This window comes from Sphingobium sp. EP60837, assembly GCF_001658005.1.
In the GTDB taxonomy this organism is placed as follows: domain Bacteria; phylum Pseudomonadota; class Alphaproteobacteria; order Sphingomonadales; family Sphingomonadaceae; genus Sphingobium; species Sphingobium tyrosinilyticum.
In genome coordinates, this window is the sequence record NZ_CP015986.1 from 2,340,491 (window position 1) to 2,365,937 (window position 25,447).

Consider the following 25,447-nt stretch of genomic DNA (forward strand, 5'->3'; position numbering starts at 1 on the left):
CTTCAAATAGCTGGCAGGTCGGCTGGATACACAACCGCAATATCATAGCGTGCGCCGCTCTGGGTCAAACGGCTTTCAAAAAGGATGAATTTATCGATCAGAAAAGGCGGAGTGGATAGTCCGGCGTGGCTCGCTAAAAATGTGTCGGTGGGACCGCCGCCCGTCCGGCTGAAGCGGGCCAGCGTGATGTGCGGCAGATAAGCGCGGTCATCCGCTGCAAAACCGGCGCGGCCGCAGGCGCGGTCGATTTTGCGGTGGAGCTGGGTGAGTATGTCGCGCGGTTCAACGCCAGCCCAAAGGGTATCGACCCGGCCCTTTCGCTCAAACTGACCGAGGCCGGACAGCGAAAGCGCAAACGGAGCGAAGCGGACCGTACCGAGGGCAGCGGCTAAGTCGTCGGCCTGATGGGTGTCGGCGCCGCCGACAAAGCGCAAGGTGATGTGCAACTGGTCATCATCCTGCCACCGGGCGCCAGCGACGCCGCCCATCAAGGACAAAAGCCTGGCCCGGATGTCAGCAGGCGGACGGATCGCGACGAAGAGACGATGCATCCTGTAGATATAGGACAGGAGCAGCGGTAGGCTATGGCCCACTCTCACTTGAATTGGCGGCGATATGCGCCGATAATGAACGAACCGGCGGACATGTGCCGGCGAAGGAGATTATCTCATGGCCAATTGGTCTGATCCCCGCTCGGGCGTAGCCGGCTTCGGCGGGACGACGGTAGCGCGTGGGGAGGCGTTCGACGCCGGTCTGCGCAGCTATATGCTGTCGGTTTACAATTATATGGCGAGCGGCGTGCTGTTGACCGGCATCGTCGCGATGTTGTTCGCCTCAAGTGGTCTAGCCTATCAGATCTTGGCAGGCCCCGGCATCCTGAAATATGTCATCATGTTCGCGCCGTTGGCCTTTGTCCTGGTGTTGAGCTTTGGCATTGGGCGGCTATCGACGGTGACCGCACAGGCGCTCTATTGGGCCTATGCGGCGGTGATGGGGCTGTCGCTTTCGTCCATCCTGCTGGTTTATACGGGAACCTCTGTCGCGCAGACCTTCTTCGCAACGGCGGCGGCTTTCGCTGGTCTGAGCTTGTGGGGCTATACGACGAAGCGGGATCTGTCGGGCTTCGGCACCTTCCTGATCATGGGCGTGGTTGGGCTGCTTGTCGCCTCGCTCATCAATCTCTTCCTGCGCTCCAGCGCGATGGACATGGTGGTCAGCTTCATCGGCGTGCTGCTGTTCGCGGGTCTGACCGCTTATGACACGCAGAAGATCAAGAGTATCTATGTCCATGTCGCGGGCACGGAAATGGTTGGCAAGTCGGTGGTGATGGGGGCGCTGAACCTCTACCTTGACTTCATCAACATGTTCCTGTTCCTGCTGCGTTTCATGGGCAATCGCGACTGAGAGCGGCAGCAGAACGGTTAGAAAAGAGGCCCGGTGGATCGTCCGCCGGGCCTATTTCTTTATGCGGGCTTTTTCATCTGAGCGATCAGCGCGCCGTCCAGTTCTTTCTGCCGCTTATAAGCGGGCCGCTCCCGAAGGCGGCTTGCATAGCCTTCGAAGGCGGGCCGGGTGGGCAGAGTGCCAAAGGTCAGGCCCCAATCCACCTGCGCTCCCACATAGACGTCCGCGGCGGTGAACTGATTGCCGCATATCCAGGCTGGCACTGAGACCGCATGCTCCAGCGTATCGATGGCATGGTCGAATGTTCCATAGCCCGCCATCCGATCGCGACCTTCCGGCATGACGAAGCCGAGCGCCTTGTTGGTGATGGCGGCCTCGACGGGTCCGGCGGCGAAGAACAGCCAGCGATAATAGTCGGAGCGGCTGTCGGTCGGCGGCGCCAGCCCAGCGGCGGGGAAGGCATCGGCGAGATAGGCGCAGATGGCGGCAGCTTCGGTCACGACCTTGCCCGCATGAACGATGGCAGGCACTTTGCCCATTGGATTAATCGCCATATAGTCGGCGGACTTCATGCCGTCGTCGCCATAATCCAGTACCACCGTCTCATAGGGCTGTCCGACTTCCTCCAGCATCCAACGAGCGATCTGTCCGCGCGACATGGGGTTTGTGTAGAAGGTGATATCTGCTGGCATGAGGGGGCTCCTTTACCGCGGCGAGTAGTATCGCTGCCAGCATGGACAATGATCGGGAGGCTGGCAACGGGCCAGGTCTCGCCCTCGTCGGGAACTGACCGTAGTTTGCCAGTATTTTTACGGGCGGCGCGGACGTCCAGAGGGGGCGGATCGCTTGCTCGGCGTTTCGTTTAAGGCGCTGGATGGAGGCCAGGGTGACTGCTGTTCAGTGGTCTGCTCGCATAAAAAAGGGCGGCCTAATTGAGCCGCCCTTATCCATCTTCGTCAGTTCAGATTACTTTGCCGATTCTGCTGGCTTGGCCTTGCCACCTTTCTTGCCCTTTTTGGGGGCGGCGGGGCTGATTTCGAATGCGAGGGCGTCGTCCTTCAGCCGGACATGGACCTCCCCGCCATGGACCAGCTTGCCAAACAGCAGTTCCTCGGCCAGCGGTTGCTTGATCTTCTCCTGCATCAAACGACCCATCGGGCGGGCGCCGTAGAGCTTGTCATAGCCACGTTTGGTGAGCCATGCCTTCGCTTCGTCGTCCAGCGTGATGTGGACGTCGCGGTCGGCCAGTTGCAGTTCGAGCTGCAGCACGAACTTGTCGATGACCCGCGCCACGATTTCCGGTGGCAGATAGCCGAACGGCACGATCGCATCGAGACGGTTGCGGAATTCCGGGGTGAAGAGTTTCTTCACCGCATCCTCCTGCACATCGTCGCGTGTCAGTTCGCCAAAGCCGATGCTTTCCTTCGCCATGTCCGACGCACCGGCGTTGGTGGTCATGATGAGGATGGTGTTGCGGAAATCCACCGTCTTGCCGTGATGATCGGTCAGGCGGCCATTATCCATCACCTGCAACAGGATGTTGAACAGGTCAGGATGTGCCTTCTCGATCTCGTCCAACAGCAGCACGCTGTGCGGCTGCTGATCGACCGCGTCGGTCAGCAGGCCGCCCTGGTCATAGCCGACATAGCCCGGAGGCGCGCCGATCAGGCGGCTGACCGAATGGCGCTCCATATATTCCGACATGTCGAACCGCTGGAGCGGAATGCCGAGCAGATTGGCGAGCTGGCGAGCGACCTCCGTCTTGCCGACGCCGGTAGGGCCGGAGAAGAGATAGCTGCCGATCGGCTTTTCCGGATCGCGCAGCCCGGCCCGCGACAGCTTGATCGCGGAAGACAGCACCTCGATAGCCCGGTTCTGGCCGAAGACGACGCGCTTCAGGTCTGTGTCGAGCGTTTCCAGCACCGACTTGTCGTCAGCCGAAACGGTCTTGGGGGGAATGCGGGCCATCGTCGCGATGACCTGCTCTATCTCGCGCGGGGTGATCGTCTTCTTCCGCTTGCTGGGCACGACCAGCATCTGCATTGCGCCGACTTCGTCGATCACGTCGATGGCCTTATCGGGCAGCTTGCGATCGTTGATGTAGCGCGCTGACAGTTCCACAGCCGCCTTTATCGCGTCGGGCGTGTACCGGACGTTATGATGCTCCTCAAAGGCGCTGCGCAGCCCGGCGAGGATCTTGATCGTATCCTCGATCGTGGGTTCATTGACGTCGATCTTCTGGAACCGGCGCAGCAGGGCGCGGTCCTTCTCGAAATGGTTGCGGAACTCCTTGTAGGTGGTGGAGCCGATGCAGCGGATCGTGCCGCCCGACAGAGCGGGCTTGAGCAAGTTTGACGCGTCCATCGCGCCGCCGCTGGTTGCGCCCGCGCCGATCACTGTGTGAATCTCGTCGATGAAGAGAACCGCGTGCGGCATCTTCTCCAGTTCGGTGACGACCGCCTTCAAGCGTTCTTCAAAGTCGCCGCGATAGCGGGTGCCAGCGAGCAGCGCGCCCATGTCGAGCGAGTAGATAACCGCTTCCTTCAAGACGTCTGGCACTTCGCCCTCGACGATCTTGCGCGCCAGGCCCTCCGCGATCGCGGTCTTGCCCACGCCCGGATCGCCCACGTAAAGCGGGTTGTTCTTGGACCGCCGGCACAGGATCTGGATGGTCCGGTCGACTTCGGCCGCGCGGCCAATCAGCGGGTCAACCTTGCCCCGCGCCGCCTTCTCATTGAGGTTGACGGTGAACTGCTCCAAGGCACTGTCCTTCTTGCCCTTGCCGTCCTGCACCTTCTTTTCCTCTTCCTGCGCGCCCTTGGTCTCGCGGGTTTCGGGCGCCGCGGTGCCCTTGCCGACACCATGGCTGATATAGCTGACCGCATCGAGGCGGCTCATATCCTGCTGTTGGAGGAAATAGACGGCATAGCTCTCACGCTCAGAGAAAAGCGCCACGAGGACATTGGCTCCCGTAACCTCATCCTTGCCCGAAGATTGGACGTGCAGGATGGCGCGCTGAACAACGCGTTGGAAGCCGCTGGTAGGGGACGGGTCGCTGGAGCCGTCCACCTTCAAACTGTCGAGTTCGCTGTCGAGATATTGGGTGACGGCGTCGCCCAACTCGCCCAGCTCCACGCCGCACGCCTGCATCACCTTCGATGCATGCTCATCATCGATCAGCGCGAGGAGCAGATGCTCCAGCGTCGCATATTCGTGACGGCGCTCCGACGCATGGGTCAGCGCGTTGTGCAGGGTGGTTTCAAGGGCGGGTGCGAAAGATGGCATGTCTGTTCTACTCCTGGCCCCAAAGAGGGGCTGACTTGAACCATATGTCGGCATTGCTCGACGGCAGATCAAGGAGGCTTCCCTGACCGCCGGAATTGCCAGACTGCCCGTGCCCGGTGAAGCCCCTGTCAGGGCAGCAAGGGGCGGGGCGCGGGTTCATCGCTTGAATAACGCCTCGGCACTTGCTTTGTGGTTAACGGCGCTTTCAATTTTTGATCGAGTTCGGGCTATTTCGCCCTCCAGCGCTCTGATGCGCTCCTCCAAATCGGCAACGGACAGCGGACCCAAATCCTGTCGAAGCAGTTGGGCCAGCGGATTATCAATCTTGCGAGGCAGATCGTCGTCCATGTCCATGCATGCCAATGTTGACCGCCGGGGCTGGTCTGTCAATAAGGCCCTTGAGCCGCTCGTCGAATTTGGGTGCGGTGCAACATCGCTGCTGGGGGACGGTCATCATGGCGCTTGAGAACGCGTTGCCCGATGAGATGACGGCAATCGCCATTCCTGTTCCCGGCGGTCCCGAGGCGCTGGTGCCCGAGCGCCGTTCCGTTCCCGTCCCAGCAGCAGATGAAGTGCTGATCCGTGTTGCGGCTGCTGGCGTGAATCGGCCCGACGTGATGCAGCGGCAGGGCAAATATCCGCCGCCTCCCGGTGCGTCGGACATACCCGGATTGGAAGTCTCGGGTACGATCGTCGCGGCGGGCGGCAGTGCGGAGCGGCTGGTTGGGCAGCGTGTTTGCGCTCTGCTGCCCGGTGGCGGCTATGCGGAATATGCGGTGGCGCCCGCGGGCCAGTGCCTGCCGGTTCCGGACGGCTATGACATTGTCGAAGCTGCTGCACTACCCGAGACGCTCTTCACCGTTTGGACCAATTTGTTCGAGCGCGCTTATGTCGTCGGTGGCGATACCGTGCTGGTCCATGGCGGAACGAGCGGCATCGGCACCATGGCGATTTCGCTCTGCCGCCTGTTCGACATAAACATCATCGTCACCTGCGGCAGCGATGCGAAATGCGAACAGGCGAAAGTCTGGGGCGCTCATCATGCCATCAACTACCGCGACCAAGACTTTGTCGAGGAAGTGAACCGCATCACTGGGGGCCAGGGCGTGCAGGCGGTGCTGGACATGGTTGGTGGCGACTATGTGCCGCGAAATCTCCAGTGCCTGGCCGAAGATGGCCGCCATGTCTCCATTGCGGTGCTGGGGGGAGCGAAGGCCAGCATATTTCTGCCCGCGGTCATGACGAGGCGACTCACGCTGACCGGTTCGACGCTGCGGCCGCGCTCGTCCGCCTTCAAGAGCCTGGTAGCCGACGAACTGGCGAGAGAGGTCTGGCGCTTTGTCGAGGAAGGCAAATTGCGGCCCGCGATGGACCAGCGCTTCGCTTTGACCGAGGCGGCACAAGCGCATGCCCGGATGGACGCGGGAGAGCATTTCGGGAAGATCGTGCTGACTGTCGATCCTGCCTGCAAGTAGCATTTCCGTCACAATCCTTGCGGAGTTGTAACATTGCGACGCTAAGGATTCGGTCCCGAGGACAATAGCTCCAGGGATCGCATCATGAATGCCATTACGCGCTTGCCCTTCTTGGCCGACATGGAAGAAGGCGTCATCGATCGCGTCGAGACGCTGGAACGAACGGGCAAGCGCCGCCGCTATCGCACCATCTGGATATCGGACATTCACCTCGGCACGCGCGGGTGCAATGCCAAGCTGCTCATCGATTTCCTCGACAGTGTCGATAGCGAGACCATGTATCTGGTCGGTGACATTATCGACGGCTGGCGGCTAAAGAGGCGCTTCTACTGGCCCGCCGCGCATAATGACGTCGTCTGGCGTGTCATGAAGCGCGCCAAGCGCGGCACCCGCGTCGTCTATATCCCCGGCAATCATGACGAGATGTTCCGACAGTTCACCGGTCTCAGCTTCGGCGGTGTGGAAATCCGGCGCAGGGCTGTCCATGAGACCGCCGATGGCCGCAAGCTGCTCGTCCTGCATGGGGACGAGTTCGATACCATCATGCTGGCCCATCGCTGGCTCGCCTTCGTGGGTGACGCTGCCTACAGCCTATTGATGCGCCTCAACGTCGTGGTGAATGCCGTGCGGCAGCGCATGGGCCTGCCCTATTGGTCGCTCAGCAAGATGGCCAAGCACAAGGTCAAGAACGCGGTCGAATTCATTTCCCGCTTCGAGGAAGTGGTTGCGCATCAGGCCGCCGCGCGCGGCGTCGATGGGGTCGTCTGCGGCCATATCCACAATGCCGAAATGCGCGAGATTGGCGGCGTGCAATATTATAATGACGGCGATTGGGTCGAAGGCTGCACCGCGCTGGTCGAGCATTTCGACGGCCGGATGGAAGTGCTGCATTGGGCGGATGAGGTTGCCGCGCGCGCTTCCGCCGCGCAAGCTCGGCTGGCCGCCTGATGCGCATCGTCATCGTCACTGACGCCTGGTCGCCACAGATCAATGGGGTGGTGAGGACGCTTCAGACGATCCAGGCGCAGTTGGAGGGAAGGGGGCACGCCGTCACGGTGCTCTCGCCCGATCTTTACGGCTCGGTTCCGTGCCCGACCTATCCGGAAATCCGCCTGGCCTTCGTTCGCTCTGGCGTGATCGGTCAAGCGATCGCAGCTTTTCAGCCCGATGCCGTCCACCTCGCGACCGAGGGGCCGCTATGCCTCGCCGCCCGGCGCTGGTGCCTGCGTAGCGGAGTGCCGTTCACCACCGCCTATCACACGCATTTCCCCGATTATATCGCCCGCCGTACCGGCCTGCCCGCGAGCTGGTTCTGGTCCTATATCCGCTGGTTCCACGGTCCCGCGCAGGCGGTGTTGGTTTCGACGCAATCCGTCCGGCGGCAGCTTCGCGCCCATGGACTGTCGCAGGTGCGCCCATGGGGCAGGGGCGTGGACCTCGCCGCCTTCACGCCCGATGCGAAGCCGCCGGCGCTGTTTGCCGGTTTGGCCCGGCCCATCCAGCTCTATGTCGGCAGGGTGGCGGTGGAGAAAAACCTCGAAGCCTTCCTGGCCGCCGATCATCCCGGCAGCAAGATCGTCGTAGGGGACGGCCCCGCACGCGCGGAGCTGCAGCGGGCCTATCCGAACGCGCATTTCATGGGCGCCCTGTTCGGTGAGGAACTGGCGGGCGCCTATGCGGGCGCGGACGTGTTCGTCTTCCCCAGCCGCACCGACACATTCGGCCTGGTGATGATAGAGGCGCTGGCTTGCGGCACGCCAGTCGCAGCCTACCCGGTGACCGGCCCGGTCGATATCGTGACGCCCGAGTGCGGCGCATTGTCGGACCGCCTGGACGATGCGATCGCTGCTGCGCTACGGTGCAGCCGCGACGCCTGCGCGCAGCATGGCCGCAGCTTCAGCTGGGAACGCAGCGCCGAAGAATTCCTGACCGGCCTCCATTGCATCGATTCCGCCGTCATGAACAGTGCGGCCTGACGCTTTTCCTTGCTCCACGGGGCTTCATGCACTATCTCGGATCGGGCGTGGCCGCCCTGCTTGGGCGGCCCTTGTCATTTTTAGTGCCGGAGAATACCCGTGTCCCAGCCTCTCATGCCCCATGCGACAGCCAGCTGGCTGGTCGATAATACCGCACTGAGCTTTGACCAGATCGCGGAATTTTGCGGGCTGCATATCCTGGAAGTGCAGGCGATCGCCGACGATACCGCCGGGACTAAATATACCGGCCGAGATCCCGTTCGTGCGCATGAAATCACCATGGACGAAATCCACAAGGGCGAGGCGAACCCGGATTACCGCCTCAAGATGCTGAAGGGCCCTGAGCCTGTCCGCCGCACCAAGGGTCCGCGCTACACGCCGGTTTCCAAGCGTCAGGATAAGCCCGATGGCATCGCCTGGATCCTGCGCAATCATCCGGAAGTGTCCGACGGCGCGATCGGCAAGCTCATCGGCACCACCCGCACGACCATCGCCGCTATCCGTGATCGCACCCACTGGAATATCTCCAACATCGTGCCCAAGGATCCGGTGACGCTCGGCCTCTGTTCGCAGCGTGAACTGGATGCGCTGGTGTCGAAGGCGGCGAAGAAGGCGGGTATCGAAGCGCCTACAGATTCCCGTCTGGACGGCGACCGTGAAGCGCTGATCGAAGAACTGCGCCGCGAACGTCAGGACGCCGCCCGCCGCGCTGAGGAAGCGCTCAAGAGCGAGGCTGAATTGATCTCCGGCGCTGCGAAGATCCTCGATCCGTTCAGCGACAATCAAGGCCAGGTTTGATCGTCTAGGTCCGTCCGTTCACCTGGAGCGGACGGATCCTCGAGGTGTATCATTACCTTCGAAACGAACGGGGGTCAGGGGCCTGCACTCCCGAGGTCAGGATGACGTCGTCATCATAGCAGCCGCCCGCCAGCCCTGCTTTACGCTTGCGTAAAGCAGGCGCCTCACTTACACCTTCAGCAATGGAGAGCAGCGAGAAGGTCTGGCAGGACCGCTATAATCATCCCGCGCCCTGGGATCAGTCCTTTCCTCCCATGTCGATGGTGGACATGGTCGTGAATAGCGCGACGGCAAAGCCCGACGCGGTGATGATCGACTTCCTCGGCCGCAAGACCAGCTATGGCGACATGCTCAACATCATCCGCCGGGTCGCGAAGGGCCTGCAGGATATGGGCGTGCAAAAGGGCGATCGCGTCGGCCTCTATCTTCCCAACGTCCCCCATTATGTCGCCGCCTATTACGGAGCGATGATGGCCGGGGCGACGGTCGTCAACTTCTCGCCACTCTACACCGCCGCCGAACTGGAACATCAGGTCGAGGATAGCGGGACGAAGATCCTGTTCACGCTCTCCGCCAAGGCGCTACTCCCGACCGCGCTGGAGGTGCTGGATAATAGCAGCCTCGAACGGTTGATCGTCGGCTGCGTCGCCGAAGCGCTGCCGCCAGCCAAGTCGGTCCTTTTCCGCATCTTCAAGCGCAGCGAAACCGCGCCGTTGCCGCATGACACCCGCATCAGCAACTATGCCGACCTGTTACGCCATGGCGATGACCCCGCGCCGGTCACGATCGACCCTGTCGATGACGTCGCGCTGTTGCAATATACCGGCGGCACCACCGGCCGTCCCAAGGGCGCGATGCTCACGCATCAGAACCTGACCGCCAATGCCCGGCAGGTCCGTCTGATCGATCCGCATCCCGAAGCCGCCGACCGCATCATCGCGGTGCTGCCCTTCTTCCACGTCTTCGCCAACACCTGCGTTCTCAATCGGACCGTTCTGAGCGGCGGGGAGATGGTGATGCTGCCCCGCTTCGAGGCCGTCCAGGTGCTGGCCGCCATCCAGCGGACCAAGCCCAGCTCCATGCCGGGCGTGCCGACCATGTATCAGGCGCTGCTTGATCATCCGGCGACGCCCAATATCGACTTCTCATCCCTGCGCCTCTGCATTTCGGGCGGTGCGCCCCTGCCGCTGGAACTGAAACAGCGGTTCGAGGCCGCAACCGGAGCCAAGCTGTGCGAAGGCTATGGCCTCACCGAAAGTAGCCCGGTGGTGTGTTCCAACCCCTATGAGGGATTGAACAAGCCCGGTACGGTGGGCCAGCCCATTCCCGGCACGCATGTGAAGCTGGTCGATCGCGAAGACCCGACCCGCCCACCTCCGCCCGGAGAGCCCGGCGAACTGGTCTTTGCAGGGCCGCAGATCATGAAGGGCTATTGGCAACGGCCCGACGCCGACAAGGAAGTGTTCATCGACGGCTGGCTGCGCACGGGCGATGTCGGCCTGATCGACGAAGATGGCTATGTGAAGATCGTCGATCGTTTGAAGGACATGATCGCGGTCGGCGGCTTCAAGGTGTTTCCGAGCCAGGTGGAGGAGGTTCTCTACCACCACCCCGCCGTCAAGGAAGCGCTCGTCATCGGCATCCCGGACGCCTACCGCGGCGAATGCCCCAAGGCTTTCGTTACGCTCCAGGAGGGGGCCGAGATCGACGGCGAAGGACTGAAGGCGTGGCTCAATCCGCAACTTGGCAAGCATGAAAAAGTCTGCGCCCTGGAGGTTCGCCTGAACCTGCCCAAAACCCTTGTCGGCAAGCTGTCGCGCAAGGAACTGGTCGCCGAAGAGCGCGCCAAGGCGGAAAGCAATCAAGGGCAGACTGGAACGGCCGCCTGATCGCTCCTATCTCTTGGCCCCCGACAGGATAAGGAACAGGCACATGGCCGAAGAGATCGCGACGCTGGCAGGCGGCTGCTTCTGGTGTACCGAAGCAGTCTATCAAAATCTGAAAGGCGTCCAGTCGGTCGAAAGCGGCTATATCGGCGGGCAATTGCCCGATCCGACCTATGAACAGGTGTGTTCGGGCGCCACTGGTCACGCCGAAGCGATCCGCATCGCTTATGATCCGCAAGTGATCTCCTACGGCGATCTGCTCGACATCTTTTTCGCGACGCATGACCCGACGACGCTCAACCGGCAGGGTAATGATGTCGGCACCCAATATCGTTCCGCCATCTTCCCTCATTCGCCGGAGCAGGAGGCGGAGGCGCAAACCGCCATCGCCCGCGCGCAGGCGGATCATGGCAACCCGATCGTCACAACGATCGAACCCGACGCGCCCTGGTATCCGGCCGAGGACTATCACCAGAAATATTGGGAGCGGGTTGGGGATCGGAATCCCTATTGCATGGCGGTCATCCCACCCAAGCTCGCCAAACTGCGCAAGGGCTTTGCGGAGCGGATCGAAAGCTAAGGCATTTGCGCGCCTGCCTCCGTTCACCTCGAGCCTTTCGAAGGGCCCATGCAGGGCTTCTGCAAAGGAGCGAAACTGAACGTCGCATAGCTGCCGCTGCTTAGGCCGAGGTTAATCTTGCCTATGCCATGCCGACAGGACAGCACAGGGGACTTTCCATGCGTATTTTCGCGATATTGGCCGCGACGGGGGCAATGATCATGCTTCCCGGTTGTATAGCAAAGACCGCCCTCGACGTGGCGACCATGCCGGTTCGCGCCGGAGCGCAGGCCGCCGATTGGGCCACCACCAGTCAGGACGAGGCCGACCGCAATTATGGCCGTCGCATGCGTGAGCAGGAGGCCCGAGAAGGCCGGGAACGCAAGAAAGCCGAACAACAACGCCGCCGCGAATGCCGCCGGGCTGGCTATGAGGATTGCGACTGAAGTGGCCCGGCAGCGGTCGGCCAGTCGCTAAGCCGCGGCCCGGCGCAATCGATCATTGATCGCAATCCCGATCCCCACATCGGGTATCGGCGCAACTGCGATATGCGAAGCCGCGCTCGCGTCAGCGATGTGCAGCGCTGCGAATAAATTCGCCGCCGCTTCCTGCACGTCGGCGTCGGGACTCAAATTCATATTGCAGGGCATCAACCCAAAGCCGATCAGATATTCATCCTTCTCCGCCCGCAACGCGTTCAGCCGCACCGGCTTGGACGGCGCATAATGGCTTTCCAGTTGCCCCGGCGCTTCGATCTTCGCGTCGGCCATCGCGGTAATCACCGGCAAGCCCGTCGCCTGCTCCAGCATCGCCGCCGTCACCGGCCCTGGCCGCAGCAGCCGGATGCGGTCGTCCTCGGGCGCAGCGATGGTTGATTCCAGCCCTTCGCTGGTCGGTCCCTCGTCCAGGATCAGCCGCACCTTGCCGTTCAAGCTGGCCAGCACATGTTCCGCCCGCGTCGGGCTGATCGCCCCGCTGCGATTGGCTGACGGTGCGGCAAGCGGCCGTCCGCTCTCCCGGATCAGCGCCCGCATGGCAGGGTGGGCGGGCAGCCGTATGGCGACCGTGGGCAAACCCGCCATTACCAGCGGCGACAGGCCGCTCCTTTCCCGCACGGGCAGGACCATCGTCAGTGCGCCCGGCCAGAAACGCGCGGCCAGTTTGTCGGCAACGGGCGAAAATACCGCCAACCGCTCGGCCATGTCCTTGTCGGACACATGAACGATCAGCGGATTGAAGCTGGGCCGTCCCTTGGCGCTGTAGATGGCCGCGACCGCGCTGGAATCCGTGGCGTCGGCCGCGAGGCCATAGACGGTTTCGGTCGGTACGGCGACCGGCTCGCCCGCGCGGATCAGCAGTGCGGCCTCACGTAGCGCCTCTGCGCCATAAGGGCAGATCCGGGTTGAAAAGACAGGATTTGGGATGGTCACGGCCCCAGCGGTATATGCTTTGCCGCCGGAGAGTAAAAGTCCATTACTACAGAAGAATGACAGGGCCGGGCAGCTTGCCGAGGTGGGGCAGGGGGGCTAAGCCCGGCGCATGAACGACAATGTCTTGAGCCGCATCGCTGAAGCGCTCGAACGGATTGCGCCGCCGCTCGCCCCTTCCGCTGACCTTGCCGCTGCGCCCGCCTATGTCTGGGACGGCACGGCGATACAGGCGGTCGAGGCATTCGATCCGGTAAATTATGAACTGCTGGCCGGCATCGACGCGCAGAAGGCGACGCTGCTGGAAAACACCCGCCGCCATGCTGCTGGCCACGCCGCGCATGACGCGCTGCTGTGGGGCGCCCGGGGAACCGGCAAGTCGGCAGTGGTAGCTGCTGTGATCGACCGGCTCCAGCGCGAGGGCGCCGATATTGCCCTGCTGCAATGCGCGATCGATGAGTTGGCCAGCCTGCCGCGGCTCTTCTCCCTCCTGCGCTCGACGCCGCGGCCCTTCATCCTTTTCCTCGATGACCTGGGCTTCGATGAAAGCGGCGTGGGCGACGCTCGCGCGCTACGCTCGCTGCTGCAGGGCGGCACCGCTGCGCGCCCCGCCAACGTCCGCCTCTATGTGACGTCCAATCGCCGCCACATCGTTCCGCGTCACCTGTCGGAGCAGGACGACCCCGTCAATCCGCGTGACGTGATCGACGACAAGATGGCGCTGTCCGACCGCTTCGGCCTCAGCCTTGGCTTCCACGCGATCGATCAGCAGGCTTATGTCGAAATCGTGAGCGGCTATGCAGCGAGCCTCGGCCTCAGCTTCGACCCGCTGGAGGCGATCCAATGGGCGACCCAGCGCGGCAGCCGTTCGGGTCGCGTCGCCTGGCAATATGTTGTCGAATTGGCGGGCCGCAACGGCATCTCCGTCTGATCGCTGGTCGCTAATTACCGCGCGCCGGTCACCCGCCAGATCACATTGCCCACATCGTCGCTGACCAGCAGCGCACCCTTGGCGTCTGCGGCGACGTCGACCGGCCGCCCATGCGCATCGCCATCGGCGTTCAGGAAGCCGCTCAGCACATCGACCGGCTTTGCCTTGCCCACTTCGCCATTGGCGGCGAAGGGCACGAACACGACCTTGTAACCCGCCGCAGGCTTGCGGTTCCAGCTGCCGTGCAGCCCCACAAAGGCGCCGTTCGCCAACGTGCCGCCGATCTTCACCTTGTCGGCGAAGGCCAGCCCCAGCGGCGCCACATGATTGCCCAGCGCATAGTCGGGCCGCTTGGTATATTCGCGCACTTCCGGCCGCTGCGGCTGGACGCGGCGATCCTCATAACCGCCCCAATAATTCCACGGCCAGCCATAGAAGGCCCCGAACTCCACCCGCGTCAGATAGTCGGGCACCAGGTCGCCGCCCAGCATGTCGCGCTCATTGACGACGCCCCACAGTGCGCCGCTCTTCGGCTCGAACGCTAGCCCCACCGGATTGCGCAGTCCCGAAGCATAGATGCGATAGCCGCCGGTTTTCGGATTGACCTCCAGCACGGCGGCGCGATTGGCCTCACCGTCCAGGCCATTTTCGCCGATATTGCTGTTGGAGCCCACGCCGACATAGAGCAGCCCCTCGGGGCTCGCCGCCAGGCTCTTGGTCCAGTGCATGTTCGGCGCGTTGGCGGGCAGGTTCAGGATCTTGCGGCCCTTGGCGGTGATCCGCGTTTCGCCCGCCTTGTAGGGGAAAGCCATCAGCGCGTCGGTATTCGCGATGTAGAGCGTGTCGCCGACCAGCGCCATGCCATAGGGCGAATGGAGCCCCGTCAGAAACGCCGTCTTCACTTCGGCTCGTCCATCGCCATCGGCGTCGCGCAGCAGCGTGATCCGGTTGGCCGAAGGCACGCCTGCGCCCGCCTTGTCCATCAGGTGGGTCATGATCCGGTTGACGATCCCGCCGCTCGGCCGGGGTGGGCTGTTCGTCTCGGCCACCAATATGTCGCCATTGGGCAGCGCCAGCAGCGATCGGGGATGGGAAAGCCCCTCGGCAAAGCGGGCAACGCTCAGCCCCTTCGCCGCCACCGGCTTCTCACCGGCTGCCCAGCCTTTCACGTCGGCGACATTCATGGTCGGGATCAGTTCGCTGCGTGGTGCGGTGAAGACGGGCTCCTTGCCCGTGTCCGCGCCTACCGCCAGCTGCGCCTTATCCCCTTGCGCGAAATAGAAAATCACGCCCGCGACCAGGACCAGGATGATGAGGGTGATGGCGATCAGATGCTTCTTCATGCCGCCCTGTCTATGCTGCGATGAACCGCGCGGCAAGGCGCGCTAATGCCCCCGTTCGCGCAGCCAGAGCAGCAGCGCGATCACGCCGCCGAGCGCCGCGCCGCCCAGCAGCCCTGCACTCGGCTGGCCCAGCATGCCGCCCAGGATCGCGCCCGCCAGGATGAGAAGGGCGATGATGGCGCCCGCGCCGGTCGGATTCTTCTTGCCGTTGGTCATCGTGCGAGCCCTTGCCACGACAGGTGCGGCAATGCCAGTGGCTTTCCCGCCTGCGTCATTCCGGGACGCGCGCAGTCCCGCCTTTGGACATCTGTGCCGCATCGGGACTTGGCTAATGCATCATTCACCCTCGAAAGCTGCGGCTGTGCGTTAAAGCATGGAAATGGCACGAGGCTTGAACCCTGGATCCTATCGGGGTCCGGGAATTATCGGGGGGTCATCAATGCAGTTGCCATATCTGTCGGATCGGCGGAGCTATGAGGATGCGGCGGAACTGATCGCTGCGTTCGGCGACAATGCAGGCTATGAAGCCGCCGCCCGCGCAGACCGCAGCCGCGACCTGGGCAACTATATCCATTTCTGCCACTGGCGGCAGATCGAGCGGCTTATCGTGCTGCTGACCCATGACGCGGCGCTCGGCACGGTTCACTGAAGTGGCCACATAAACCCACCTGCATTCGCTTCGAGCGAAGTCGAGGGTGGCGAGTCAGGTGCCCCTGAATTGAAATCACCCTTACTTCCGTTCGGGCTGAACTTGTCGAAGCCCGCAGGCTCGGAGCGAACGGCGGTTGGGATGTTTTAAAGCCGCAGCCCAGCCGTCTCCGGCAACCCAGCCAATATGTTGAGGTTCTGCACCGCCGCGCCCGCCGCGCCTTTGCCAAGATTATCGAGCGCCGCCACCAGCCGCACCTGGCCAGCCGACTCATTACCGAACACGAACAGCGCCAGCCGGTCCGTCGCGCCGACATGTTCGAGCGCGACTTGGCCCATTGCAGCGCTGTCTTCCAGCGATGCGACGCTGACGACCGGCGATCCGGCATAGGCTTCCGCCAAGGCCGCATGGACATCGGCAACCTTGGGCGCACCCGCCATGGCGCGGAGCTGCAGCGGCACTTCGACGATCATACCGCGATAGGCATTGGCCACTGCAGGCGCAAAGATCGGGGGATGCGCCAGCCCTGAATAACGCTGCATCTCTGGAATATGCTTGTGCGTCAGGCTGAGCCCATAGGGCCGGAAAGCGCTCGGCGCGCCATCTGCGCCCTCGAACTCGGCGATCATCGACTTGCCGCCGCCCGAGTAGCCCGACGCGCCGGACACGGTGACAGGCCAGTCCGCAGGCAGCAGGCCAGCCAGCACCAGCGGCCGCACCAGCGCCAGAAATCCGGTCGGCCAGCAGCCCGGATTGGATACGAAGCGCGCATTGGCGAGCTTTTCCCGATGACCAGGCTCCAGCTCGGCGAAGCCATAGGTCCAGCCTTCCGCCACCCGGTGCGCGGTGGATGCGTCGATCACCCGCGTCCGATCATTGTCGATCAGCGCCACGGCCTCCCGCGCGGCATCGTCAGGCAGGCACAGGATGACGATGTCGGCAGCGTTCAGCGCCTCCCGCCGCGCGCCCGCATCCTTCCGCTTGTCTTCGTCTAGCGTGATGAAGGACAGTTCGGGCCGTCCCGCCAGCCGCTCGCCAATCTCAAGGCCCGTCGTGCCGACGCCGCCATCGATGAATATCTTGTGGGTCACGCGCCGATCCTCCGCCGCGAAATGATGGGCTCCGCATGGTCGCTCGCCAGCCGGGCTACGACATCGGCCAGGGGTTCGATGACCACCGCCATCCAATGGGCGTTCGCATGCAATATATTGTCGCCATCGGTCATGATGCCGACATGGCCGGGAAAGAAGACGAAGTCGCCCCGCTGCAGCGGCTCGTCGGAGGCCAGGGCATTGCCGATGCCTTCGCGCTGCAGGTCGGTGTCGCGCGGCGCCTTGATCCCGCATTGGCCGAGCGCCACCTGCACCAGGCCCGAACAATCGATGCCCCGATGACCCCGTCCACCCCAGACATAAGGCTGGCCGAGGTAGCGCAACGCCACAGCGACCCAATCGCTCTCCAGCGCGTCGGTGTGCACCGCATGCCGTTCATGCACATAGCCCTCGGCGCAGGCAATGAAGCTGCCCTGCGCTTCGCCGGTAAACAGTGCGCCGCCCGGCCAGTAATCCCGCACCGACGATTTGATGTCGGGCGCGCTGAACAAGGGGGCCGTGCCGGCGAAAACCCGGTGGTTCGTTTCCTCATGGACGTCCAGCGCCTCGCGCCGGACATAGCCGACATAACCGTCATGGCCGCAAAAGCCCCATGCCCAGTCGGTCGTCACGTCAAGCGCATGGAAGCTTTCGCCCCGCAGCAATTCGCTGACGGCCGTGGCGGTGATCGCGGGGGAAGACAGCAACGGCGTACCCGCCGCAACGCAGGTCAGCTCCACCGCGCGTGCATAATGCGCTGAAAACAGGACGCCTGCCAGCGACAGGTCCGCCAGGTCGCCACGCGCGGCATGGACGCGGCTGTCGAGCTTCACAGAGCGGCCGTCCAGTTTGAACCGGATGCGTTCAGGCGGTGTGTTCCGCGGAGGAGTAATCATGGCGTTCATCGCGGCCGGTTCCTGCGATGAAATGGTGAAAGGCGTCAAGGAATTCCGCCCCCTTGGGGGTCCGGGTGATGAAAATATTGCGCCGATCGGCTGCATCGCGCTCTCGCCGCAGGTAACCGAGCGCCGACAACTTGTTCAGCGCGCGGGTGATGACCGGCTTCGACACGTGCAGGGCTTCGGCGAGTCCCCGCACCGTATGCGGCCCCGACATGATGTACACGGTCATCATCAGGGCCATTTGACGGTTGGTAAGGTCGGGCCTGCCGGATCGCACATAATCGACCAGCGTACGCATCCATTGGGTAAGTGGCTTCAAACCTGGGCGGTTCAGCTCAGCGGTCTGATCCTGTGCAGAGGCGGCATCCATGCCCCCCGTAACGCACAATGGCCAATCCGGTTGCGTAACGGCCTCACTCTACAGGATCATTTCTATACTGTTTTACTATAACGTTGGTGCAAGAGGTGGAAAACCGCCCGGAGTCCCAACGCTTCGCCGCCCTTCGGCCGGCCGGGCCGCGGCGATGGCCGCCAGGCGAACGTATCGAGGTGGATCCACTTCGCCTGTTCCGGCGCGAAGCGCTTCAGGAACAGCGCGGCGGTGATCGCCCCTGCAAAGCCGCCTTCGCCCGCGTTGTTGATGTCGGCGACGTCCGACTTCAGCATCTCGGCATAGCCGTCCCAGAGCGGCAGGCGCCAGGAGGGGTCATCGACCTCGCTGCCCGCTGCATCCATCTCCCGCGCAAGCTCATCGTCATTGGTGAAGAGGGCAGGGAGGTCCGGCCCCACCGCGACCCGCGCCGCGCCGGTCAGCGTCGCATAGTCGATGACCAGTTCGGGCTGCTCCTCTCCCGCCCGCGTCAGCGCGTCGGCCAGCACCAGCCGCCCTTCCGCATCGGTATTGCCGATCTCCACCGACAGCCCCTTGCGGCTGCGCAATATGTCGCCCGGCCGGAAGGCGTTGCCGCCCACGGCATTCTCCGCCGCCGGGATCAGCAGGTGCAGGCTCACCGGCAGGCGCGCGCCCATGATCAATCGCCCCAGCGCCAGCGCATGGGCCGCGCCGCCCATGTCCTTCTTCATCAGGCGCATGGCGGAGGACGGTTTGATGTCCAGCCCGCCGCTGTCGAAACAGATGCCCTTGCCGATCACCGCCAGGCGCGGATGGCTGGGGTCGCCCCAATGCAGTTCGATCAGACGCGGCGCAAACGCCTTGTCCGCTGCCCGCCCGACCGCATGGATCATCGGAAAACCCTGCTCCAGCGGATCGCCCTTCGTCACGGTCAGCTTCGCGCCGAACTCCTTCGCCAGCTTCGCCGCCTCCGCTTCCAGCTCCGCTGGACCCATGTCACCTGCGGGAACATTGACCAGATCGCGGACCAGCGCCACGGCCTCGGCCAGCCGAACGGCAGGTTCGATCTGCGCAATCTCTCCGGTCAGCAGCACGCGCGGGCCCACCGGATTTTCATCGCGGCGATAGCGATCGAAACGATATTGCGCGGTCAGCCACCCCAGCATCGCCGCGCCCGGATTTGCGTCCGTCAGACGATACTGGCCTTCGGGCAGAACCTCCGCCACCTTGGCAAGGCACCAGCTGCTCAGCTTCTTGCTGTTGGCCACGCCCGCGACAACCGACCAATCTGCCGCCCCCTCGCCCGGAATGATCGCATGCTCATATCCCTTGCCGCTGAATTTCTGCGCGGCGGCGATGGCGCGCACGCGCTCAGGCTGTCCGGCGAGCCAGCTTTCGAAGCCCTCTGCATCGATGATCTGGATCATATGGGCGGGCTGATTGTTGTCTGCTTTCAGCAGGTCGGCATAATTGGTCATGACCGGGAGTCTGGACAAGGACGGCAAGGTTGGAAAGCCCCATTTTCGTCGAGCCGCTGTCTCGGTCCGCCCCCGCCGCATTTGCACGGCGCGGACAACGGGCCTAGACTTGAGGCCAAGCAATAAGAAGGAGAGACATGATGATGCACGGTGATGATGCACGGCTCCAGGCCCTTCGTGCGCGTGCCTATCAATTGGCGGAAACTGGCCGCTTTGACGGCGCGCACGCGGTCGAACAGGCGTTGGTCGCGGAAGGCTGGGCTAATGCCGCCGCCGCGCTGCAGAGCAGCTATACCCGCAAGGCGATCAGCGAGCGCTGTCTGGCGGCCAAGCCGCATTGATGCTGCGGCGCCATCGGGGGAAAGCGGGGCCGCTCCTCGGGTTGGCCCTGCTTCTTGGTGCCTGTTCGCCATCTCCCAATGATGAGACGGCGTCCAGCGCGGGCGACAGCGGCAATGATGTTGCGACGGCCAACTTCGTCAACCGGATGGCAGGTGAGGAGCTACCCGCGCCGCCCGCCAAGCCGTTTCAACAATCTGAAAAGACCGGCCTGCTGGAATTTCTCTACGCCTGGCCTGCACAGGCTGCCGCGGTGCCCCCGATCGACGCCAAATTTCGCGAGGATATGGAAACGGGGAAAGCAGACGCGCTGAAGATGGCCGCGCAGGACCGCAAGTCGGCGCAGCAGTCCGGCTTTCCATTCCACGCGCACAGCCTGGAAACTCGCTGGACCGTAGCGGCTGACACGCCGCGCTTCCTCTCGCTCCAATCCAGCCGCTACACCTATACCGGTGGCGCACATGGCATGACCGGTTATGACACGCTGCTTTGGGACAAGGCGCGCAAGCGTGAGACGAGCATCCGAGCCGTCATGACCTCACCCGACGCGTTCGCCGCCGCCATCCACGACCGTTTCTGCGACGCGTTGGACAAGGCGCGGGCGAAAAAACGCGGCGGCCCCGTCTTGCGCGGTGATGATCCCTTCACCCAATGCGTTGATCCGATGAAGGAAGTTCTGGTCCCCGTCTCCAGCGACGGAAAGCTGATCGACGCCATCAAGGTGGTGATCGGCCCCTATGACGCCGGACCTTATTCGGAGGGCAGCTATGAAGTGCCGCTGCCTGTGGACGCGGCCATGCGCAAGGCGATCAGGACCGAATATCAGGACGCGTTTACCGGCACCCCATAAAGGTCATGCTCATCTGCATCTTCGATCAATACGTCGAAGATATCGCCAGCCTTCCGCCCTTCGCCAACATCGCGCAGGAACACATTGCCGTCGATCTCCGGCGCATCCGCCTGGCTCCGCGCCGTCGCGCCGATCGAACCGTCCTCGTCAGCCTCGCCAACCTCGTCCAGGATGACCGGCAGCACGCGCCCGACCTTGGCGCTGAGCTTCGCCGCGCTGATCGCTGCGGTCTTCTCCATGATCCGCTGGTATCTCTCTTCCTTCACCTCTTCGGGCACCGCGCCCGGCAGGTCGTTGGCTGGCGCGCCCTCCACCGGTTCGAAGCGGAACGCCCCGACGCGATCCAGTTGCGCCTCGTCCAGCCAGTCGAGCAGATATTGGAAATCCGCCTCCGTCTCGCCGGGAAAGCCCACGACGAAGGACGAGCGGATTGCGATGTCCGGGCAGATGTCGCGCCACTTACGGATGCGATCCAGCACCTTCGCCTCATTGGCGGGCCGCTTCATGGCTTTGAGCACATTGGGCGAGGCGTGTTGGAACGGAATGTCGAGATAGGGCGTCAACAGCCCCTCCGCCATCAGCGGGATCACCTGGTCCACATGCGGATAGGGATAGACATAGTGCAGCCGCACCCAAGGCGGAGGCCCCTCGGCCGTGCGCAGCTGCCCTAGTTCGCGCGCCAGGTCCGTCATATGCGCGCGCACCTCGCGCCCCTTCCAGCTGCGCGCCTCATGCCGGATATCCACGCCATAGGCCGAAGTATCCTGGCTGATGACCAGCAATTCCTTCGTGCCCGCGGCAACCAGCTTCTCCGCTTCCCGCAGCACCGCATCCACCCGCCGCGACACCAGATCGCCGCGGATCGAAGGAATGATGCAGAAAGAGCAGCGATGATTGCAGCCCTCGGAAATCTTGAGATAGCTGTAATGCCGCGGCGTCAGCTTAAGGCCCCCCTCGGGGACCAGATCGACAAAGGCGTTGGGCACCGGCGGCGACGCTTCATGCACCGCATTCACCACCTGCTCATACTGATGCGCGCCCGTGACGGCCAGCACCTGCGGGAATTTCTGGCGGATCATCTCCGCTTCATTGCCCATGCAGCCGGTGACGATGACGCGGCCATTTTCCGCAATCGCCTCGCCGATCGCCTCAAGCGATTCTTCCTTCGCCGAATCGAGGAAGCCGCAGGTATTCACCAGCACGACGTCCGCGCCGGCATAGTCGGCGGACATTTGATAGCCGTCAGACCGCAGCTTGGTCAGGATGCGTTCGCTATCGACCAGCGCCTTGGGACAGCCCAGGGACACCATGCCGACCTTGGGCGGTTCGGGAATTTTGGTTGCCATGATCGGCGCGCACATAGGGTTTTTTGCGCCAAATGTCACGTGGGGCGTGAAGATCAGGCGGAATCGCGTACTCCGCCGCGCATATCCCCTTGAACGATCTCGATGATAAGGTCGCCCGGCTCCAGCCTCTGCGCGCCCGCCTCCCAGGAGCCGATGGCCTGATCGCCGCGATAGACGCGCACGCCCAGCCCTGTGCTGATCGCTGATAACGGCCCGCCAATCTCCTCCGCCTGCACCGGCCGCTCCTGCAGCTTCACCGGCCCGCCGGAGGCCGCCAGATCCGCCATATAGTCCGCGATATGCGGCCCGCTCGTGCTCCCCGCCAGCAGCAGCCCGGCAAAGCTCACCGGATTGATCACCGTTGTCGCCCCCGCCTGCCGCGCGGGCAGTTCATTATCCTCGTTACGCACCACTATGCTGATCGGCAGGCGGGGCGCCAGATGCCGCGCCGTCAGCGTGATCAGGATCGACGTATCGTCCCGCCCCGCCGATACGATCAGCGTACGCGCCCGATCGATCGCCACATCCTTCAGCGTCTTGTCCCGCGTCGAATCGCCGCACATCACGTTGCAGCCCAGATCCTCCGCCGCCACCAGCGGCTTTTCCTGCGGATCGACCACCACGATCTCGCGCGGATCAACGCCGCGCGCCAGCAGTTCCTGCACCGCCTCGCTGCCGCTGGTGCCAAAGCCGGTGACGATGATGTGATTATGCAGATCGGCCTGAATGCGAGCCATGCGCCACCTGTAAAAGATGTTGCGGAAAAAGAGGTTATAGGCCGTCCCGAGGAAGATCAGCCAGACAAACAGCCGGATCGGCGTCACCAGCAGCGCTTCGAACAGCCGCGCTTCCGGGCTGACCGGCACGATATCGCCATAGCCAACCGTCGTGACCGTGACGGTCGTGAAATACAGGACGTCAACGAAGCTGATCTGGTTATCCAGATTATCCTTCAGCCCCTCGCGCCCGAACCAGTGCAGCGCCAGCACCAGCGCGATGAGGCTGAAAACCAGCGCCACACGCCACGCCAGATCGGCCCAGATCGGCATCGACGATCGCCGCCGCAAAAAGCCGGTTTGGGCTAGGGGCAGGCGGGCGGGGTTGATCCTCATCGTGCGTGCCGGAACCTCGTCACTCCTCGAACAGCCGCGCGGTTGCGGCCATCGCACTATCCTGCGTCAGGTCATAATGAAGCGGCGTCACCGTCACATACCCCTCTGCAATGGCGGCCAGATCGCTGCCCTCCGGCACGGCGGAACTGCTTCCCAATCCGAACCAGTAATAGCGGTAACCGCGTGGATCGGTTCCCTCGACGATCTGCGTGCGGTCCACATCATGAAATCCCTGCCGCACCACACGGATGCCTTTAACCGCCTCGGCCTCGATCGCGGGGAAATTGACGTTGAACAGCAGCCGAGGGCTGGCAGGCATGGCTACCAACGGCCGCAGCACCTTTTCGCCCCATGCGCGGGCGGCGGCGAAGGGCACCGCGTCGCCCATCCCCTCGCGCGCATAGACCTGGCTGAGCGCGATCGACTTGATGCCGGAAATTGCGCCCTCCATTGCGGCGGCGACGGTGCCCGAATAGGTGACATCCTCGGCCAGATTGGCGCCCCGGTTCACGCCGGAAAGGATAAGGTCGGGCTTGGCGTCCTTCATCAGATGCCCGACCGCCATCATCACCGCATCGGTCGGCGTGCCGGTGACGCTATAATGTTTCTCGCCATGCTGCCGGATACGCAGCGGCCGGGTGAGCGTCAGGCTATGCCCTGCGCCGGATTGCTCCTCGGCGGGCGCGACGATCCAGATATCGTCCGACAGCGTCCGCGCAATCTCCTCCAACACCTGAAGGCCGGGCGCATGGACGCCATCATCATTGGTGAGCAGGATACGCATAATTTCTCAACATCCGTAACAAATGTAACGTCATCCCAGCGAAAGCTGGGATCTTATGAGAGGACGCGCCACCGCCCCGCAGACCCCAGCTTCCGCTGGGGTGACGAGAGGTAAGAGGCGCTTACCGCGGCTCCAGCTTCGTAATCCCGCCCATGTAAGGCGCCAGCACCTCAGGCACGATCACGCTGCCGTCTTCCTGCTGGTAATTTTCCAGCACCGCCACCAGCGTGCGCCCCACGGCCAGCCCCGACCCGTTCAGCGTATGCAGGAAGCGCGTTTGCTTCTCGCCTTCGGGTTTGTAGCGCGCATTCATCCGCCGCGCCTGGAAGTCGCCGCAGTTGGAAACGGAGCTGATCTCGCGATATGTCTGCTGGCTCGGCAGCCAGACCTCCAGGTCCCAGGTCTTGCGCGCGCCGAAACCCATGTCGCCGGTGCACAGCAGCATCTTGCGATAGGGCAGGCCCAGCGCCTGAAGCACGCCTTCGGCCGCCGCGCACATGCGCTCATGCTCGGCCTCGGACTCTTCCGGCTTGCAGATCGCGACCAGTTCCACCTTTTCGAACTGATGCTGGCGGATGAAACCGCGCGTATCGCGTCCCGCCGATCCTGCTTCCGACCGGAAACAGGGCGTCAGTGCCGTAAAGCGCAGCGGCAGGCTTTCGACGGCGACAATCTGCTCGCGCACCAGATTGGTCAGGCTCACTTCAGCCGTGGGGATCAGCCAGCGACCATCGGTGGTGCGGAACAGATCTTCGGCGAATTTGGGAAGCTGCCCGGTGCCGAACAGCGCCTCGTCGCGCACCAGCAGGGGCGGGTTCACTTCCTCATAGCCATTCTCGCCTGACTGGCGATCCAGCATATATTGCGCCAATGCCCGGTGCAGCCGCGCCATCTGTCCGCGCAGCGCCGTGAAGCGCGCGCCGGACAAGGATGCTCCGCCCTCGAAATCCATCCCCAGCACTGGCCCGAAATCCGCATGATCCTGCGGCGTGAAGCTGAACTGCCGCGGCTCGCCCCAACGGCTCACTTCGACATTGGCCGCTTCATCCTCGCCCTCGGGCACATCGTCGGCGGGCAGGTTGGGAATGGCCGCCAGCAGGGCATGCAAGCGCTCACCCAGCTCCCGATCCTCATTCTCCCGCGCGGGCATGCTTTCCTTAAGCGCCGCGACTTCCGCCTTCAGCGCCTCGGCCTTCTCCATATCCTTGGCGGCCATGGCCGCACCGATGGCTTTGCTCGCCTCGTTGCGGCGTGCCTGACCTTGCTGCAATTCCGTCTTGATCGCGCGGCTTCGCTCATCCAGCGCCAATATCTCCGTGCTGGAAGCACCAAGCCCCCGCCGTGCCAAACCGGCGTCGAAAGCTGCGGGATTTTCGCGGATGAAACGAATGTCATGCATGGGTCAGCCCTATGCCGTTCCGCGCCGAACCGCGCAACCCTGCGCGCTCCCGACCGTTTGT

Annotated in this window: 27 protein-coding genes; 12 read left to right on the forward strand and 15 right to left on the reverse strand. The window is 63.3% G+C overall.

The features are described from left to right. Positions 1-2: 2 nt before the first annotated feature. Positions 3-551, reverse strand: a complete 549-nt coding sequence (gene thpR, locus EP837_RS11400; protein ID WP_066529289.1) for an RNA 2',3'-cyclic phosphodiesterase — start codon at positions 549-551, stop codon at positions 3-5. A gap of 118 nt (positions 552-669) precedes the next feature. Between thpR and EP837_RS11405 the strand changes: the two genes are divergently transcribed. After that, positions 670-1,404, forward strand: coding sequence for a Bax inhibitor-1/YccA family protein (locus tag EP837_RS11405; RefSeq protein ID WP_066527619.1), 735 nt, complete (start codon positions 670-672; stop codon positions 1,402-1,404). A 59-nt stretch (positions 1,405-1,463) separates the two neighbouring features. Here the strand turns inward: EP837_RS11405 and EP837_RS11410 are convergent, their stop codons facing one another. The 3 genes from EP837_RS11410 to EP837_RS11420 form a co-directional block, all read right to left on the reverse strand. Beyond that, a complete protein-coding gene (locus EP837_RS11410; RefSeq protein WP_066527620.1) occupies positions 1,464-2,096 on the reverse strand; it encodes a glutathione S-transferase family protein in 633 nt (210 codons plus the stop codon). Between the two features lie 274 nt (positions 2,097-2,370). Further along, positions 2,371-4,689, reverse strand: a complete 2,319-nt coding sequence (gene clpA, locus EP837_RS11415) for an ATP-dependent Clp protease ATP-binding subunit ClpA (RefSeq protein ID WP_066527623.1) — start codon at positions 4,687-4,689, stop codon at positions 2,371-2,373. A 156-nt stretch (positions 4,690-4,845) separates the two neighbouring features. After that, positions 4,846-5,043, reverse strand: a complete 198-nt coding sequence (locus EP837_RS11420; RefSeq protein ID WP_066527625.1) for a DUF1192 domain-containing protein — start codon at positions 5,041-5,043, stop codon at positions 4,846-4,848. A gap of 101 nt (positions 5,044-5,144) precedes the next feature. Between EP837_RS11420 and EP837_RS11425 the strand changes: the two genes are divergently transcribed. The 7 genes from EP837_RS11425 to EP837_RS11455 all read left to right on the forward strand — a co-directional run bounded on the left by EP837_RS11425 (position 5,145) and on the right by EP837_RS11455 (position 11,829). Beyond that, positions 5,145-6,164, forward strand: coding sequence for an NAD(P)H-quinone oxidoreductase (locus EP837_RS11425; RefSeq protein WP_066527627.1), 1,020 nt, complete (start codon positions 5,145-5,147; stop codon positions 6,162-6,164). Positions 6,165-6,248: 84 nt separating this feature from the next. Continuing rightward, positions 6,249-7,112, forward strand: coding sequence for a UDP-2,3-diacylglucosamine diphosphatase (locus EP837_RS11430; protein WP_066527628.1), 864 nt, complete (start codon positions 6,249-6,251; stop codon positions 7,110-7,112). Then, positions 7,112-8,140 carry a glycosyltransferase family 4 protein gene (locus EP837_RS11435; RefSeq protein WP_066527631.1) on the forward strand — a complete coding sequence of 343 codons (1,029 nt, stop codon included), beginning with the start codon at positions 7,112-7,114 and terminating at the stop codon, positions 8,138-8,140. The genes EP837_RS11430 and EP837_RS11435 overlap by 1 nt, the downstream gene beginning before the upstream one ends. 114 nt (positions 8,141-8,254) lie before the next feature. Next, the gene (locus tag EP837_RS11440; protein WP_066527633.1) at positions 8,255-8,938 is read left to right on the forward strand and encodes a DUF1013 domain-containing protein; all 684 of its coding nucleotides are present in this window, start codon (positions 8,255-8,257) and stop codon (positions 8,936-8,938) included. 182 nt (positions 8,939-9,120) lie between these two features. Then, positions 9,121-10,827: a long-chain-fatty-acid--CoA ligase gene (locus EP837_RS11445; RefSeq protein WP_066527636.1), complete on the forward strand. Its 1,707-nt coding sequence runs from the start codon at positions 9,121-9,123 to the stop codon at positions 10,825-10,827. 43 nt (positions 10,828-10,870) lie between these two features. Continuing rightward, entirely contained in the window at positions 10,871-11,404 is a 534-nt protein-coding gene (gene msrA / locus EP837_RS11450) for a peptide-methionine (S)-S-oxide reductase MsrA (protein ID WP_066527640.1), read from the forward strand. A 158-nt stretch (positions 11,405-11,562) separates the two neighbouring features. Continuing rightward, positions 11,563-11,829, forward strand: coding sequence for a hypothetical protein (locus EP837_RS11455; RefSeq protein WP_066527642.1), 267 nt, complete (start codon positions 11,563-11,565; stop codon positions 11,827-11,829). A 27-nt stretch (positions 11,830-11,856) separates the two neighbouring features. Here EP837_RS11455 and EP837_RS11460 read toward each other — a convergent pair whose 3' ends face one another. Further along, a complete protein-coding gene (locus EP837_RS11460; RefSeq protein ID WP_066527644.1) occupies positions 11,857-12,813 on the reverse strand; it encodes an L-threonylcarbamoyladenylate synthase in 957 nt (318 codons plus the stop codon). Positions 12,814-12,922: 109 nt separating this feature from the next. Between EP837_RS11460 and EP837_RS11465 the strand changes: the two genes are divergently transcribed. Further along, complete coding sequence (locus EP837_RS11465; RefSeq protein WP_066527645.1) at positions 12,923-13,741, forward strand: ATP-binding protein; 819 nt, start codon at positions 12,923-12,925, stop codon at positions 13,739-13,741. Between the two features lie 14 nt (positions 13,742-13,755). Here EP837_RS11465 and EP837_RS11470 read toward each other — a convergent pair whose 3' ends face one another. Further along, positions 13,756-15,084, reverse strand: a complete 1,329-nt coding sequence (locus tag EP837_RS11470; RefSeq protein WP_066527648.1) for a PQQ-dependent sugar dehydrogenase — start codon at positions 15,082-15,084, stop codon at positions 13,756-13,758. Between the two features lie 42 nt (positions 15,085-15,126). Continuing rightward, on the reverse strand, positions 15,127-15,300 hold the full coding sequence (locus EP837_RS21335) for a hypothetical protein (RefSeq protein WP_197486271.1): 174 nt from the start codon (positions 15,298-15,300) through the stop codon (positions 15,127-15,129). Positions 15,301-15,523: 223 nt separating this feature from the next. Here EP837_RS21335 and EP837_RS11475 point away from each other — a divergent pair, with 223 nt between their 5' ends. After that, a complete protein-coding gene (locus tag EP837_RS11475; protein WP_197486272.1) occupies positions 15,524-15,733 on the forward strand; it encodes a hypothetical protein in 210 nt (69 codons plus the stop codon). A gap of 146 nt (positions 15,734-15,879) precedes the next feature. Here the strand turns inward: EP837_RS11475 and argC are convergent, their stop codons facing one another. The 4 genes from argC to EP837_RS11495 all read right to left on the reverse strand — a co-directional run bounded on the left by argC (position 15,880) and on the right by EP837_RS11495 (position 19,556). Beyond that, positions 15,880-16,824, reverse strand: a complete 945-nt coding sequence (gene argC, locus EP837_RS11480; protein ID WP_066527650.1) for an N-acetyl-gamma-glutamyl-phosphate reductase — start codon at positions 16,822-16,824, stop codon at positions 15,880-15,882. Further along, positions 16,821-17,729, reverse strand: coding sequence for a C40 family peptidase (locus EP837_RS11485; protein WP_066527651.1), 909 nt, complete (start codon positions 17,727-17,729; stop codon positions 16,821-16,823). Before EP837_RS11485 ends, argC begins: the two co-directional genes overlap by 4 nt. Continuing rightward, positions 17,689-18,096 carry a MarR family winged helix-turn-helix transcriptional regulator gene (locus EP837_RS11490; protein ID WP_066527653.1) on the reverse strand — a complete coding sequence of 136 codons (408 nt, stop codon included), beginning with the start codon at positions 18,094-18,096 and terminating at the stop codon, positions 17,689-17,691. The genes EP837_RS11485 and EP837_RS11490 overlap by 41 nt, the downstream gene beginning before the upstream one ends. Positions 18,097-18,158: 62 nt before the next feature. Further along, positions 18,159-19,556 (reverse strand): leucyl aminopeptidase family protein, encoded by a 1,398-nt coding sequence (locus tag EP837_RS11495; RefSeq protein WP_066527655.1) that lies wholly within the window; start codon positions 19,554-19,556, stop codon positions 18,159-18,161. A 140-nt stretch (positions 19,557-19,696) separates the two neighbouring features. Here EP837_RS11495 and EP837_RS11500 point away from each other — a divergent pair, with 140 nt between their 5' ends. Next, positions 19,697-19,897: a hypothetical protein gene (locus EP837_RS11500; protein WP_066529293.1), complete on the forward strand. Its 201-nt coding sequence runs from the start codon at positions 19,697-19,699 to the stop codon at positions 19,895-19,897. After that, positions 19,897-20,745 carry a DUF4163 domain-containing protein gene (locus EP837_RS11505; protein ID WP_066527656.1) on the forward strand — a complete coding sequence of 283 codons (849 nt, stop codon included), beginning with the start codon at positions 19,897-19,899 and terminating at the stop codon, positions 20,743-20,745. Before EP837_RS11500 ends, EP837_RS11505 begins: the two co-directional genes overlap by 1 nt. Here the strand turns inward: EP837_RS11505 and rimO are convergent. The 4 genes from rimO to serS all read right to left on the reverse strand — a co-directional run bounded on the left by rimO (position 20,718) and on the right by serS (position 25,386). Further along, a complete protein-coding gene (gene rimO, locus EP837_RS11510) occupies positions 20,718-22,106 on the reverse strand; it encodes a 30S ribosomal protein S12 methylthiotransferase RimO (RefSeq protein ID WP_197486273.1) in 1,389 nt (462 codons plus the stop codon). The genes EP837_RS11505 and rimO overlap by 28 nt on opposite strands. Before the next feature lie 38 nt (positions 22,107-22,144). Then, positions 22,145-23,203, reverse strand: a complete 1,059-nt coding sequence (locus tag EP837_RS11515) for a potassium channel family protein (protein WP_066527659.1) — start codon at positions 23,201-23,203, stop codon at positions 22,145-22,147. 19 nt (positions 23,204-23,222) lie between these two features. Continuing rightward, a complete protein-coding gene (gene surE, locus EP837_RS11520) occupies positions 23,223-23,987 on the reverse strand; it encodes a 5'/3'-nucleotidase SurE (RefSeq protein ID WP_066527661.1) in 765 nt (254 codons plus the stop codon). A 121-nt stretch (positions 23,988-24,108) separates the two neighbouring features. After that, positions 24,109-25,386, reverse strand: coding sequence for a serine--tRNA ligase (serS, locus tag EP837_RS11525; protein ID WP_066527663.1), 1,278 nt, complete (start codon positions 25,384-25,386; stop codon positions 24,109-24,111). Positions 25,387-25,447: the final 61 nt, after the last annotated feature.

Excerpts from the sequence above, each read along its gene's own strand:
- EP837_RS11405 (WP_066527619.1), top strand. The coding sequence starts at position 670 with ATGGCCAATTGGTCTGATCCCCGCTCGGGCGTAGCCGGCTTCGGCGGG.
- serS (WP_066527663.1), bottom strand. The coding sequence starts at position 25,386 with ATGCATGACATTCGTTTCATCCGCGAAAATCCCGCAGCTTTCGACGCC.
- EP837_RS11440 (WP_066527633.1), top strand. The coding sequence starts at position 8,255 with ATGCCCCATGCGACAGCCAGCTGGCTGGTCGATAATACCGCACTGAGC.
- surE (WP_066527661.1), bottom strand. The coding sequence starts at position 23,987 with ATGCGTATCCTGCTCACCAATGATGATGGCGTCCATGCGCCCGGCCTT.
- clpA (WP_066527623.1), bottom strand. The coding sequence starts at position 4,689 with ATGCCATCTTTCGCACCCGCCCTTGAAACCACCCTGCACAACGCGCTG.
- EP837_RS11445 (WP_066527636.1), top strand. The coding sequence starts at position 9,121 with ATGGAGAGCAGCGAGAAGGTCTGGCAGGACCGCTATAATCATCCCGCG.
- EP837_RS11505 (WP_066527656.1), top strand. The coding sequence starts at position 19,897 with ATGCTGCGGCGCCATCGGGGGAAAGCGGGGCCGCTCCTCGGGTTGGCC.
- EP837_RS11490 (WP_066527653.1), bottom strand. The coding sequence starts at position 18,096 with ATGGATGCCGCCTCTGCACAGGATCAGACCGCTGAGCTGAACCGCCCA.
- EP837_RS11495 (WP_066527655.1), bottom strand. The coding sequence starts at position 19,556 with ATGACCAATTATGCCGACCTGCTGAAAGCAGACAACAATCAGCCCGCC.
- EP837_RS11420 (WP_066527625.1), bottom strand. The coding sequence starts at position 5,043 with ATGGACATGGACGACGATCTGCCTCGCAAGATTGATAATCCGCTGGCC.
- thpR (WP_066529289.1), bottom strand. The coding sequence starts at position 551 with ATGCATCGTCTCTTCGTCGCGATCCGTCCGCCTGCTGACATCCGGGCC.
- EP837_RS21335 (WP_197486271.1), bottom strand. The coding sequence starts at position 15,300 with ATGACCAACGGCAAGAAGAATCCGACCGGCGCGGGCGCCATCATCGCC.
- EP837_RS11485 (WP_066527651.1), bottom strand. The coding sequence starts at position 17,729 with ATGAACGCCATGATTACTCCTCCGCGGAACACACCGCCTGAACGCATC.
- EP837_RS11455 (WP_066527642.1), top strand. The coding sequence starts at position 11,563 with ATGCGTATTTTCGCGATATTGGCCGCGACGGGGGCAATGATCATGCTT.
- EP837_RS11475 (WP_197486272.1), top strand. The coding sequence starts at position 15,524 with ATGCAGTTGCCATATCTGTCGGATCGGCGGAGCTATGAGGATGCGGCG.
- EP837_RS11470 (WP_066527648.1), bottom strand. The coding sequence starts at position 15,084 with ATGAAGAAGCATCTGATCGCCATCACCCTCATCATCCTGGTCCTGGTC.
- EP837_RS11515 (WP_066527659.1), bottom strand. The coding sequence starts at position 23,203 with ATGAGGATCAACCCCGCCCGCCTGCCCCTAGCCCAAACCGGCTTTTTG.
- EP837_RS11430 (WP_066527628.1), top strand. The coding sequence starts at position 6,249 with ATGAATGCCATTACGCGCTTGCCCTTCTTGGCCGACATGGAAGAAGGC.
- rimO (WP_197486273.1), bottom strand. The coding sequence starts at position 22,106 with ATGTGCGCGCCGATCATGGCAACCAAAATTCCCGAACCGCCCAAGGTC.
- EP837_RS11410 (WP_066527620.1), bottom strand. The coding sequence starts at position 2,096 with ATGCCAGCAGATATCACCTTCTACACAAACCCCATGTCGCGCGGACAG.
- EP837_RS11435 (WP_066527631.1), top strand. The coding sequence starts at position 7,112 with ATGCGCATCGTCATCGTCACTGACGCCTGGTCGCCACAGATCAATGGG.
- EP837_RS11425 (WP_066527627.1), top strand. The coding sequence starts at position 5,145 with ATGGCGCTTGAGAACGCGTTGCCCGATGAGATGACGGCAATCGCCATT.
- EP837_RS11500 (WP_066529293.1), top strand. The coding sequence starts at position 19,697 with ATGATGCACGGTGATGATGCACGGCTCCAGGCCCTTCGTGCGCGTGCC.
- msrA (WP_066527640.1), top strand. The coding sequence starts at position 10,871 with ATGGCCGAAGAGATCGCGACGCTGGCAGGCGGCTGCTTCTGGTGTACC.
- EP837_RS11465 (WP_066527645.1), top strand. The coding sequence starts at position 12,923 with ATGAACGACAATGTCTTGAGCCGCATCGCTGAAGCGCTCGAACGGATT.